Below are 12,998 nucleotides of genomic sequence, written 5' to 3'. Positions count from 1 at the left end.
TGTCCGAACATTGCCATGGCGAGAAAACGCACATTTCGAGGAAGGAGAAAAGAACGTTTTCGTTAAGCCAAATGAACAATGCCGAGCTTGCCCGAACATTGTCATGGCGAGAAAACGCACTTTTCGAGGAACGAGAAAAGAACGAAAAAGGCATGCCTTTATAGAAACATTAAAGGTAAAGGCAACTACGGGGCTAAAACATTCGTTCTGAAAAGGCGTTCTCAACTTTTATTGCTAACTTTGCAGTGTAAGCAAACACAGTAAAACAAAAAATATGAAAACGAAGAGATTTTTGTTGGCAGCGACCCTGATGCTGACTGCGGCAACATCGGCCTTTGCCCAAAAGACTTTCACCCTTAATTTGTGGTCGTCGGCACCGGCTGTGGCAGGCAGCGACGATAAGGATACGGCAAAGGTGCAGGTGTTTTTGCCACGCGAGAAAATGGCTACGGGCAGGGCGGTGGTTATCTGTCCGGGTGGCGGATACCAGACGTTGGCGATGGATAGCGAAGGGCGCGACTGGGCACCGTTTTTCAACAATATGGGCATTGCGGCCATTGTGTTGAAGTATCGCATGCCCAACGGTGACAAGCAAGTGCCCATCTCTGATGCCGAAGAGGCCATGAAACTGGTGCGGCGCAATGCGGCCGAATGGCGCATTAAGCCTAACGAGGTGGGCATTATGGGCGCATCGGCTGGCGGACACCTGGCCTCGGTGCTGGCAACAAAGGCAACGGGCGATGCCCGACCCGACTTCCAAATTCTGCTCTATCCCGTTATCACCATGCAGCCGGGGCTTACCCATCGCGGTTCGCGCGAGCGTTTCTTGGGCAAGAACCCCAGTAAGGCCGACGAACGCGAATACAGCACCGACCAACAAGTTACGCGTTCAACGCCGCGGGCATGGATTGCGCTGAGCGACGACGACCGTACGGTGATGCCCATCAATGGCGTTAACTATTACGCAGAGCTTTATCGGCACGATGTTCCGGCATCGCTGCATGTCTTTCCTGGCGGAAGGCACGGCTGGGGGCGCAAGCAGACTTTTAGGTATAACTTAGAAATGGAACTCGAACTTAAAGCGTGGCTGCAATCGTTCTAGACTTTTAGCAACACCCAATTTATCAAAATCATGGCTACCCGTGTGGGGGGGGTGTGGCTATCACGCAAAGATAGCCACACTCCCTCTTGCAAGTAGCCATGTTTCATGTTAGTGATGGCGCAAAGCTTGCGGGCTGATTGTTTCTTAACAGGGCGGTAGGCGAAGGGAGTTACCGCTGTTTTTAACCTGCAAATGTTGCCTATTCAAGGCTGAAACTGCCATGTTGTTAACCCTGTTTTTGAGCCATATTGTGGGCGTTATGCCGTGAAACATGGCGGTGTGCAAATGCAAATTCTTTTCTAAAAGTTTTCGTAACCCATTTATTTTCATTACCTTTGCACCGTTCAAACACGAATGTTGTCTATTATGGCTGGGGGCAACGGTTGGTTGGACAAGTAATAATAGACAAGGTTTCTAGGTTCGTGGGTTGATGAATTCATGATATTTGGATAACGATTAGCAACGATGAAGTCATCAACAAACAAGGTTTCGTTTGGTGTAAACCCCGCTTGTGGTGCGCTCTCAGGCTTGCCAAGGCCTGCATCTGCTTTTGCAACATGCCCCTAAGTGGGCGGTGTTGGCGGGTAGACATGCCGTTTGTGACGTTATCTTTGGTTTGATACGACCCCAACCGCGAAACCATTTTAACAACAAGAAGAATTGAAGACATTTAAAGAATTAGGCGTGAGCGAGCCTATATGCCGCGCCATTGAAGAGTTGGGTTTCGAGCAACCCATGCCTGTACAAGAAGAAGTGATACCCTACCTGCTGGGCAATGGCAACGACGTTATTGCCTTGGCACAGACGGGAACGGGCAAAACAGCAGCCTACGGCATACCCGTACTGCAAAAGGTAAACCCCGAAGAGAAGCACACGCAAGCCCTTATACTTAGTCCTACGCGCGAACTTTGTCTGCAAATAGCCGACGATTTGGCCGACTTTTCTAAGTACGTGCAAGGTCTGCACGTCGTGCCCGTGTATGGCGGAGCCTCTATCGAGATGCAAATTCGCCAGTTGCGCAAGGGTGCACAGATAATCGTGGCCACCCCAGGCCGACTTATCGACCTGATGAAACGCGGCGTTGCGCAACTAGACAACGTGAACAACGTGGTGCTAGACGAGGCCGACGAGATGCTGAACATGGGCTTTACCGAGAGCATCAACGCCATATTCGAGGGCGTTCCTGCCGATCGTAACACGCTGCTCTTTTCGGCAACAATGAGCAGGGAGATTGAAAAGATAGCCAAAAACTACCTGAACGACTACAAGGAAATTGTGGTAGGAAGTCGTAACGAAGGCGCCGAGAAGGTGAACCACATATATTATATGGTGAATGCCAAAGACAAATACCTGGCACTTAAACGCCTGGTTGACTTCTATCCGCGCATTTTCGCCATCATTTTCTGCCGTACCAAGCTCGAAACGCAAGAAATAGCCGACAAGCTTATTCGCGACGGATACAATGCCGAGGCTTTGCACGGCGACCTAAGTCAGCAGCAGCGCGACCTCACCATGCAGAAGTTCCGCAACCACAACGTGCAGTTCTTGGTGGCTACCGATGTGGCCGCACGTGGATTGGACGTTGACGACCTGACACACGTTGTTAACTACGGATTGCCAGACGACATCGAGAGTTACACCCACCGCAGCGGACGAACAGGGCGTGCCGGCAAAAAAGGAACGTCTATCAGCATCATCCATACGCGCGAACGCTCTAAGGTGCGTGCCATCGAGAAGATTATCCAAAAGGAATTTGTAGACGGAACATTGCCCACGGCCAAGGAAATATGCAGCAAACAGCTGTATAAGGCTATGGACGCCATATCTAAGGTTGACGTGAACGAGGAAGAAATTGCCCCGTTCCTCGAAGAGATTAACCGCCACTTCGAGTACATCGACAAAGAAGACCTTATCAAAAAGATTGTAAGCATGACTTTCGGCCGTTTCTTAGACTACTACGCCAACGCGCCCGAAATAGAGAAACCGTCGCTGAAACGCAACGAACGCGAGGGCAAAAGGGCCGAACGTGGTGGCGGTCGCGATGCCCAGCGTGGTGCACGCAGCAAGCGTACGGAGCGCGGTGCACGTGGCGCACGCAAGGCCGAGGCCGGTTATCGCCGCCTGTTTGTTAACTTAGGTAAGGACGATGGGTTCTATCCTGGCGAGGTAATGCAGTTTATCAACCGCAATGTTCAAGGTCGTGTGGCCGTGGGTCACATTGATTTGTTGGGCAAATTCTCGTACATCGAGGTTCCCGAAGGCGATGCCTCGCGCGTTATGCAAGGCCTTTCGGGTGCTAGTTATAAAGGTCGCGACGTGAGATGCAACGATGCCGACGAGGGCGGACACGGACGTTCGGCCGCGGCTAAGGGCGGCCGAAAGGGGCAACGCTTTGCCGATTCGGCTCCCGCAGCAGGCGGAAAACGTGGGCGTAAGGCGCAACACCAATTTAACGACGATAACGAAACGGGCGATTGGCGGCAGTTTTTCCAGCAGCCTGCGCCCAAACTAAAAGGCGCAGAACCCGATTTCTCGGAAGAAGGTTGGGCACGCCGTCGCCCGAAAGGCTAGGGGTAGTCGGACCAGTCCGACTGGTCAGACTAGTCCGACAGGTCCGACTCGTCTGACCGATCCGACCAGTCCGATTAATCAAAAACAAAGGTAAAAACGAAAAATAACGCATTGATTATTCGTCATTTCCTTTTTTATTACCTACCTTTGTGCCAATTTATTTTTAGATGTTTTAAAACAATAAGTTTTTAGATGAACGTAATAACGAAAACAATTTCATTGCCTGATGGCAGAACCATCAGCATTGAGACCGGGAAAGTGGCAAAGCAGGCCGATGGTTCGGCTGTCGTTCGTATGGGCAACACCGTACTACTTGCTACTGTTTGTGCCGCAAAAGATGCAGTTCCCGGAACAGATTTTATGCCTTTGCAAGTTGATTACAGAGAGCAGTATTCTGCCGCAGGGCGTTTCCCCGGTGGCTTTACCAAACGCGAAGGCAAGCCCGGCGACAACGAGATTCTTACCTCGCGCCTAGTAGACCGCGTTTTGCGACCCTTATTCCCATCAAACTACCATGCAGAAGTTTATGTAAACGTGATGCTGTTGTCGGCAGATGGTGTTGACCAACCCGACGCTTTGGCCGGCTTGGCCGCGTCTTCGGCAATGGCATGTTCAGATATTCCCTTCGATTTCTACATCAGCGAGGTTCGCGTTGCTAGGGTTAACGGCGAGTATGTTGTTAATCCCACCTTCGAGCAAATGAAGGAAGCCGACATGGATATCATGGTGGGCGCAACCAAGGATAACATCATGATGGTGGAAGGCGAAATGGACGAGGTTACCGAACAAGACCTTATCCAAGCCCTCAAAGTGGCTCACGATGCCATCAAGCCCATGTGCACCATGCAAGAAGAACTGGCTAAGGAACTGGGCAAAGACGTTAAGCGCGAATACGACCACGAAGTAAACGACGAAGATTTGCGCAAGCAGATGAACGACGAGCTGTATCAGCCCGTGTACGATGTTACCAAGCAGGCTCTGGCTAAGCAAGAACGTCACGATGCTTTCGACAAAATTGTTACCGACTTCTTGGAGAAGTACGATGCCGAAAACACCGAAAAACTTACCGCCGAAGAGCTGGAAGAGAAGCACGCTTTGGCTGCACGCTACTACGACGATGTGTTGCGCGATGCCATGCGCCGTTGCATCCTCGATGAGGGCAAGCGCCTTGATGGTCGTAAGACCGACGAAATTCGCCCCATTTGGTGCGAAGTTAGTTCGCTGCCCATGCCTCATGGTAGCGCCATCTTCACCCGTGGCGAAACGCAAAGCCTTTCAACATGTACCTTGGGCACAAAACTTGATGAGAAAATGGTAGACGATGTGCTCGACAAGAGCTACATGCGTTTCCTTTTGCACTATAACTTCCCCCCATTCTCAACAGGCGAGGCCAAGGCACAACGTGGCGTTGGTCGTCGCGAAATTGGCCACGGCCACTTGGCTTGGCGTGGTTTGAAGGGGCAAATTCCCGCCGACTATCCTTACACCGTGCGCGTGGTAAGTCAGATTTTGGAGAGCAACGGTTCTTCGTCTATGGCCACCGTATGTGCCGGAACGCTTGCTTTGATGGATGCTGGTGTGCCTCTTAAAAAGCCTGTAAGCGGTATTGCTATGGGTCTTATCAAAAATCCGGGCGAAGAAAAGTACGCCATCCTCAGCGACATCCTTGGTGATGAGGACCACTTGGGCGACATGGACTTCAAGACAACGGGTACGAAAGACGGACTTACGGCCACGCAGATGGACATTAAGTGCGATGGCTTGAGCTTTGAAATTCTTGAAAAGGCCCTGATGCAAGCTAAGGCAGGCCGCGAGCACATCCTTGGTAAGCTTACCGAAACCATTGCCGAGCCACGTCCCGAACTTAAACCCCAAGTTCCACGCATCGTGCAAATCGAAATTCCCAAAGAGTTTATCGGTGCTGTTATTGGCCCTGGTGGAAAGATTATCCAGCAGATGCAAGAAGACACGGGCACGACGATTACCATCGACGAAGTGGATGGTAAGGGTAAGGTTCAGGTTAGCGCACCCGACAAAGCCAGCATCGATGCAGCCCTATCTAAGATACGTGCCATTGTGGCCGTGCCCGAAGTGGGTGAAATTTACGAGGGTACGGTTCGTTCGGTTATGCCTTATGGCTGTTTCGTAGAGATTATGCCAGGCAAAGACGGACTGCTGCACATCTCTGAAATAGATTGGAAACGCCTTGAAACAGTTGAAGAGGCTGGCATTAAGGAAGGCGACAAGATGCAGGTGAAACTGCTCGACATCGACCCCAAGACGGGCAAGTACAAGCTGTCGCGCCGCGTGTTGATGGAGAAACCCGAAGGATATGTAGAGCGCGAACGCCGTCCACGTGGCGACAGACCCGAAAGGGGTGAACGCCGCGGCCGTCGCGACGATCGTCACGACCGCGATTAATGCAAGTCGCCGCAAACCTTTGTCAGCCTATCGCGCCGACAACATGCGCTGCAACAAGCTAGCGTTCGGGCGCACATGGCGCCCCCTACACAAGCATAACATTTAATTGGTGAGCTGCCTTTACGATAAAGGTGGCTCACTTTTTTGGGTTATAGAGGAGAATAATAAGCCATAAACCAATAAGCTTACGGCTTTGTGAATGCAAAAGCCTCGCCACCTGATGAACTTACTATTAAAAAGGAATTGGTTTTAGAAATTGTTAGCATGCCCCACTTCGCCGTCAACAAATCAACACAGCATACGCCAGTTTGGTATAGGCAATTTTTAGAGCATGCCTATAAGTAATCCTTTCTCTTCCCCCTTTTTAGTGGGGAGAGAAGTGCTGCATAGACACCCGAACAGTTAAATAATTATTTTTATTTTACAAAACTACTCTAATTTCCACGCCGTTCTAGCGAAAATGTGGGTTAAAAAGTAGGTAAAAAGGTACTGTTTTTGGAATTTCACGCCTTGGGGCTTGTCTGCTTTTAAGCCTAGAACCTGCATTTTGCACCATTTTGCCTTTCTAGTTTGGTTGCCAACTCGTATTTTTCCAACTCCAAAAAACCGCTTTTAGCCCCTAAAATGCCACTATTTAATAGTTGTTTTGCCCTTTTGTGCCATATTTTTAGTGGTTCTAAAAGGGTTTGTTTATGCCATTGCAGCGTATATTTATGCTTGTCGGCTCGCATTTAGCAGCATTTAGCCTTGCGTTTAGCAGCAAATTGCACTGCGTTTTGCTGCATTTTACCTTGCGTTTAGCGGCAAAACGCATTGCATTTAGCACCAAAACACATTGCATTTAGCGGCAAAACGCACTCCATTTAGCACCAAAACGCATTGCATTTAGCAGCAAATAGCCCCAAAATGGGTGCAAATGGCGGTTGCTTGAAATAATTATTCATTTTGCCGTATTCACATCCTACCCCCTTTTTGCATCAAAACCAACCTTCGCGAGAATCGATTTTTTGCGGCAAGGTGAGCGGTTGGTGGCCAAAAAGGTACTCATAATGTTAGATTTCTTGCTGAAAACTAGACAAAGCCGCTGTGCCGCATACACGCACATGGGCAACGTAACGTATGCACGTACGCTTATGGTCGCCAGCGGAGTGGTTGCAAAGCACGCATATATTTATCCCGAATTTGCGCACAGCATGTACTTGCAGTGCTGCGAAAAGTTTTCTGTGCAGTCGCTACAAGCACTTTGTAGTGCCAGTACAAGGTACTTTGTAGTGTCGGTACAAAGTGCTTGTAGTGCCTGTACAAGGTGCTTGTAGTGTTAGTACAAGGTGCTTGTAGCACCAGTACAAGGTGCTTTGTACTGATGCTTGCGCCCGAATGTGCAAGCTCGCCTGTAAGACAATCAATTCCAAAAACTAATTCTTTTAGATTATAAAGCCCCTCAAAATTCTTACTCGCTATCGTAAACTTGCCGCAATACATCAAACGATTTCAGTTCGGGAAAGTCGGGTATGTGCAGGCGATAGAAGTTGATGGCTAGTTGCGTACAGCGGTTCCGCTCGTTGTGCGAGAGGGCGAAACGGTGCATCGTTTGGGGCGTTATGCGCATAAGCGTGGCCATTTGGGCGGCATCGGCCGGGGAGAGATAATCGTTGTGCATGGGAATGGCCGGTACGAAACAGCCACTTCGTAGGTCGAAAAGGCAGCCGGGCGAGTAGTTTTCCAAGTTAGGATAGAAACCTAAAAACCGCGAAAGCCTTATCATGAAGGCCAGGTGGAAGTTGGCGAACAGCTGTTGCGCGCCGTCGAGCCAGCGAACACTCGTTTCTACGTAGCGATATAGCGGCACGTTTTGCTGCTCGCTACGTGTGGCGTGACAAAGAAACTCGGCCAAGAAAAGCGTTATGGCCAGTTTAGCCTCGCTATATGGTATAGACGTGAAGGGGTAGGCCATGCGCGCATCACGTAGTCGTTGCAGTCGCGTGTTGGGGCGGTGGTCTAGTTCAATCTCCAAAATCGTAAGCGGCTGAAACAGCTGTTTCTTAATCTTCGCTTTCTGCGTGCGTGGAATGTTGCTCACAAACGAAACTCGCCCGAACGTCTCCGTGAGCATGTCGGTTATCAGTTGGCTGTCTCCGTATTTGATGGAGCGTAGCACGATGGCATGAGTTTTTACGAGCATAGACCTGATGATATTATGTAATGAGTGGGTGGCAAAAACACGCCTTAAAGCGACTTTACCCTTGCAAAAATACGAAAAATCAGCCTTTTAGAGAAAAATATCACATGAAAGTTTGGTAGGAAGAATAAAAATGCGTACCTTTGCAACCGCAAATAAGCGATGGTCCCTTCGTCTATCGGTTAGGACGAGAGATTTTCATTCTCTAAAGAGGAGTTCGACTCTCCTAGGGACTACTAAAAAATAAAAAGGAAATAAGAGATGGCAAATCACAAATCATCATTAAAGAGAATACGCCAAACAAAGGTGCGGACTCTGCATAACAAGTATTATGCGAAGACAATGCGTAATGCCGTTCGTAAGCTGCGCGCTCTTACCAATAAGGACGAGGCTGTTAAGCTTTATCCTACCGTTCAGAAGATGCTGGACAAACTTGCAAAGACCAACATTATACACAAGAACAAGGCAGCCAACTTGAAGTCGAGTTTGGCTCTGCATATCAATAAGCTGGGCTAATAGCTCGGTTTTAAGTCGACTTTTACAAATCCGCAGTTCCAAAATAAGGAGCTGCGGATTCTTGTTTTTTTAGCGGTACTTCGCTTAGGAGTTGGGAGATTAAGGAGTTAAGCCGTATGTTTTTGAAATGATGGGCAGACGAACTTATGGGCAGTGCTGTATGCAGTAAAACGATGTGCGGCTCCGTTGTTAAGGGAATGCTGTTTGCCGCTATGAGAGGGACGTAAGAATGTTCTTTGATTGATAATATTTCTCTCACTAGCTGTAACCTATCTGGTTTTATTTGTACTTTTGCGATGCTCGTACAGATTAGTTTTGCGACACTAGGCAAGCTGAATTCTTCGGAAAACGCGATGCTGTGCTTTTTGTCTAGAGGTAAAAGGAGAGAGAGTAAGGCAATGAGTTGCGCAATTAAGGAAGAAAAAAGATATTAGGCGAATCAGTAAAATGTGGACAACTGAACGGATTGGGGCACTTTGGGGAAAATATACAAGGTGCTTTCGATTCTCTAACTTCCACGTCTCTATATTCTTAAATTTACTACAAATTAAAAAGATAAGTATATGAAAGTATTAATTACTAGTTGTGTTATGGTGTTTGTCATGGCAATATCTGTTGCGAAAACGCCGGAGAACATAAGCTATGAGACTCTGAAAAATACACCACCAATGCAATGGACTTGCCAAGAAATAGAGAAAAACCAAGACCTTCTCGCTTCAATGCAAAACGATGACTACAAAATTTATGCAAGCAACGTCAAAGAAAAGTTTGAGTTATATGCGAGTCCTTCATCTCCTGACGACAAATACCTTATCACGCAGGCTGTACTAAAGGTCGAAAATCCTATGTTTGATACTGGCAACTTGCTTAAACACATCTCATCGTGGATTGAAACGAATAAAGGATGGAAGGTGTTAGGGGTGGATAAGAAAAACAATATAGTCAATTCAGCTGCATCAATCAATATCGCAAACAATGCAAGCTTTTTGACGATAAACAAAATATCAATCGCTCCAACGCTAAGCATACAACTCGTAGACGGTAAGATGCTAATCATGTCATTCATGGTGGACAGCTACCAAAACGTTGAGTTCCACGGTAGTGAAGACAAGCGTCCGATTACATATAGTGCTAAAATATCAAAGGTTTTCCCTTTCGTTCCCAAGTCGTCTTATAAAATTAGTTATGCAAAAGCATATGTGAACACATACAAATATTTTTGGAACTTCATTTCACAACTTCGAGATAATCTAAATGATAGTTTCCAAAAGGATAACCAGTTGCTTGCCCAATTACATTATGAATACTCCAGAGACTCGCTTAACGCAAAATACGGAGAACCAACAAAGATTGTCAAAGGTACGACAACTGACCCTGACCTCAATAAAGAAATTATCTTTTATGAGAATGCAAAAAAGGTTGTGTGTATGGGTAAAACAATAGATTTTAAGGATGTTGTTAGCTGCGAAGTAGCTGATGATCCCGAATTTATTCCTGGACGTACGACAACCTATGGCGCGGAAATCTCCTTTTTCGGACTAGGATTCGGTGGATCGGAAACGCGTGCTACCCCAGATAAGACCATACACAATTTCGTTGTGCACGTCAAAATAGATAACCTAGCAATGCCTTTCGTGCATATAGCAACTGGTAGGGACGAACAAAAGGCAAGGGAAATAGCATCTAGTTTTGAATACATCATTCGACACCAGCAGGATAAGACTGAACGCATCCAGCCTGTTACGCCCAAGAAAAGTACAAGACAAAGGCGATAATCCAGAGAAAAATCTGTCTATCTAGTTTGCCGTTTTAGCAGGTTTGGCCGCAATATGCTGTGTAGGAGGCATTCAAAGTCCTTACTGTTGGCGAAGATAATGTAGTAACGAACATCAGTTACTCTTGGTTTGACATGAGCAACACAATAAAACCTGAATAACATGCAGCAAGTTGTAGGGTGTGGGGACAAACAAACGCGCATTCTGCAACTTTAAACGGTAAATAACATTTCTTGTGTACGTCAAAATGCAGTTAAACCTTTCTGTTTCTCACTGATTTTTAGTATCTTTGCATATTAAAATTCCTAATCAAGACAATGGTAGAAAATCAAAACAACGAGAACAACTACTCGGCCAGTAACATCCAAGTGCTTGAAGGCTTGGAAGCGGTGCGCAAACGCCCCGCGATGTACATCGGAGACATCAGCGAAAAGGGACTGCACCACCTCGTTAACGAAACTGTGGATAACTCTATCGACGAGGCTATGGCCGGTTATTGTAGCAACATCGAAGTAACGATTAACGAAGATAACTCCATAACCGTGCAAGACGACGGGCGAGGTATACCCGTAGACGAACACGAAAAGCTGCACAAATCGGCACTGGAAGTGGTGATGACCGTGCTGCACGCCGGCGGTAAGTTCGACAAAGGCTCGTATAAGGTGAGCGGCGGACTGCATGGCGTGGGCGTTAGCTGCGTAAACGCATTGTCTTCGAGAATGCTCTCGCAGGTGTTCCGCGACGGAAAAATTTACCAACAAGAGTACGAAACGGGTAAGCCGCTTTATCCGGTAAAGGTTGTCGGCGAGACGGATAAGCGCGGAACGCGCCAACAATTTTGGCCCGACCCCAGCATTTTCACCACAACGGTGTACCGTTGGGACATCATTGCATCGCGCATGCGCGAATTGGCCTACCTCAATGCCGGCGTTAAGATAACCCTGACCGACCTTCGCCCCGATGAAAACGGCAAGACACGTACGGAGACGTTCCATGCCAAAGATGGTCTGAAAGAGTTCGTGCGTTACGTCGACCGCCACCGCACACACCTCTTCGACGACGTTATCTACCTTAAAACGGAGAAACAAAACATCCCCATCGAGGTGGCTGTGATGTATAACACCGATTACAGCGAGAACATACACTCGTATGTGAACAACATCAACACCATTGAAGGCGGCACCCACCTCACGGGTTTCCGCATGGCCCTTACGCGTACGCTCAAAGCATACGCCGACAACGACCCCGTTATATCCAAGCAGATAGAGAAATCGAAGATTGAAATAGCAGGCGAAGACTTCCGCGAAGGACTTACCGCCGTTATCTCCATCAAGGTGGCCGAGCCGCAGTTTGAAGGCCAAACCAAAACCAAGCTGGGCAACAGCGAAGTGTCGGGTGCCGTTCAGCAGGCCGTAGGCGAGGCCCTTGGCTATTATTTGGAAGAGCATCCCAAGGAGGCCAAACTTATTTGCGACAAGGTGATATTGGCCGCCACTGCGCGTATCGCCGCCCGCAAGGCACGCGAGAGTGTTCAGAGAAAGAACCCCATGTCGGGTGGCGGACTGCCTGGTAAGCTGGCCGACTGCTCTAACAAAGACCCCAAAACGTCTGAAATATTCCTCGTCGAGGGCGACTCGGCAGGTGGTTCGGCCAAGCAAGGGCGCGACCGCTACACGCAAGCCATACTTCCGCTGAAAGGAAAGATATTGAATGTAGAGAAGGTGCAATGGCATAAGGTGTTCGAGGCCGAGTCGGTAATGAACATCATACAGAGCATCGGCGTGCGTTTTGGCGTTGAAGGCGAAGACGATAAGGAGGCCAACATCGACAAGTTGCGCTACGATAAGATTATCATCATGACCGACGCCGACGTCGATGGTTCGCACATCGACACGCTTATCATGACCCTTTTCTATCGTTTCATGCCCCGCATCATACAAGAAGGTCACCTGTATATCGCCACACCGCCCCTGTACCTCTGCACCTATAAGAACAAGGTGCGCGAGTATTGCTACAACGAACAGCAACGCCAAGCCTTTATCGACAAGTATGGCGAAGGGCAAGAAGACAACAAGAGCATACACGTGCAACGCTATAAAGGTTTGGGAGAGATGAACCCCGAACAGCTTTGGGAAACAACGATGGACCCATCAAAGCGCCTGCTTAAACAAGTGACGATACAAAACGCCGCCGATGCCGACGAGATTTTCTCCATGCTTATGGGCGACGACGTGGAACCGCGCCGCGAGTTTATCGAACAAAACGCCACTTACGCCAACATCGACGCATAAGGGCAACCGAGTATATAGCAAAGTTTCTGAGTTCGTTAGTTGGTGTGTTCATCGGCCCTCGAACGCTTTCTGATGTATAAAGTAGCAGGCTTTGGGCAGAATGGAGCGCACAGCAGAAAACATCAAGCTAACAACTCGCAAGC

At 48.3% G+C, this 12,998-nt stretch carries 7 protein-coding genes and 1 tRNA gene; 7 read left to right on the top strand and 1 reads right to left on the bottom strand.

Translation table 11 applies throughout. The features are described from left to right. The first annotated feature begins 274 nt into the window (after positions 1–274). The 3 genes from HMPREF0670_RS13120 to pnp all read left to right on the top strand — a co-directional run bounded on the left by HMPREF0670_RS13120 (position 275) and on the right by pnp (position 6,094). Positions 275–1,102, top strand: coding sequence for an alpha/beta hydrolase (locus tag HMPREF0670_RS13120; protein ID WP_009231635.1), 828 nt, complete (start codon positions 275–277; stop codon positions 1,100–1,102). A gap of 660 nt (positions 1,103–1,762) precedes the next feature. Beyond that, a complete protein-coding gene (locus HMPREF0670_RS13110; protein ID WP_009231634.1) occupies positions 1,763–3,673 on the top strand; it encodes a DEAD/DEAH box helicase in 1,911 nt (636 codons plus the stop codon). 192 nt (positions 3,674–3,865) lie between these two features. Further along, positions 3,866–6,094 carry a polyribonucleotide nucleotidyltransferase gene (gene pnp, locus HMPREF0670_RS13105; RefSeq protein WP_009231633.1) on the top strand — a complete coding sequence of 743 codons (2,229 nt, stop codon included), beginning with the start codon at positions 3,866–3,868 and terminating at the stop codon, positions 6,092–6,094. A 1,450-nt stretch (positions 6,095–7,544) separates the two neighbouring features. Here pnp and recO read toward each other — a convergent pair. Then, complete coding sequence (gene recO, locus HMPREF0670_RS13090) at positions 7,545–8,276, bottom strand: DNA repair protein RecO (RefSeq protein WP_009231632.1); 732 nt, start codon at positions 8,274–8,276, stop codon at positions 7,545–7,547. Positions 8,277–8,437: 161 nt separating this feature from the next. Here recO and HMPREF0670_RS16480 point away from each other — a divergent pair. The 4 genes from HMPREF0670_RS16480 to gyrB all read left to right on the top strand — a co-directional run bounded on the left by HMPREF0670_RS16480 (position 8,438) and on the right by gyrB (position 12,855). Beyond that, positions 8,438–8,509, top strand: a tRNA-Glu gene (locus HMPREF0670_RS16480). A gap of 25 nt (positions 8,510–8,534) precedes the next feature. Next, complete coding sequence (gene rpsT, locus HMPREF0670_RS13085; RefSeq protein ID WP_009231631.1) at positions 8,535–8,789, top strand: 30S ribosomal protein S20; 255 nt, start codon at positions 8,535–8,537, stop codon at positions 8,787–8,789. Between the two features lie 563 nt (positions 8,790–9,352). After that, complete coding sequence (locus HMPREF0670_RS13080) at positions 9,353–10,564, top strand: hypothetical protein (protein WP_009231630.1); 1,212 nt, start codon at positions 9,353–9,355, stop codon at positions 10,562–10,564. Positions 10,565–10,881: 317 nt separating this feature from the next. Then, positions 10,882–12,855 (top strand): DNA topoisomerase (ATP-hydrolyzing) subunit B, encoded by a 1,974-nt coding sequence (gyrB, locus tag HMPREF0670_RS13075; protein ID WP_009231629.1) that lies wholly within the window; start codon positions 10,882–10,884, stop codon positions 12,853–12,855. Positions 12,856–12,998 lie beyond the last annotated feature (143 nt).

Origin of the sequence: Prevotella sp. oral taxon 317 str. F0108 (assembly GCF_000162415.1) — a bacterium.
GTDB lineage: Bacteria > Bacteroidota > Bacteroidia > Bacteroidales > Bacteroidaceae > Prevotella > Prevotella conceptionensis.
The sequence above is the reverse complement of the archived record's forward strand: the minus strand, read 5'-3'. Positions and strand labels throughout refer to the sequence as shown.

Bases quoted from the DNA above. Each gene is read 5' to 3' on its own strand.
- pnp (WP_009231633.1), top strand. From the start codon at position 3,866: ATGAACGTAATAACGAAAACAATTTCATTGCCTGATGGCAGAACCATC.
- HMPREF0670_RS13080 (WP_009231630.1), top strand. From the start codon at position 9,353: ATGAAAGTATTAATTACTAGTTGTGTTATGGTGTTTGTCATGGCAATA.
- recO (WP_009231632.1), bottom strand. From the start codon at position 8,276: ATGCTCGTAAAAACTCATGCCATCGTGCTACGCTCCATCAAATACGGA.
- HMPREF0670_RS13120 (WP_009231635.1), top strand. From the start codon at position 275: ATGAAAACGAAGAGATTTTTGTTGGCAGCGACCCTGATGCTGACTGCG.
- gyrB (WP_009231629.1), top strand. From the start codon at position 10,882: ATGGTAGAAAATCAAAACAACGAGAACAACTACTCGGCCAGTAACATC.
- rpsT (WP_009231631.1), top strand. From the start codon at position 8,535: ATGGCAAATCACAAATCATCATTAAAGAGAATACGCCAAACAAAGGTG.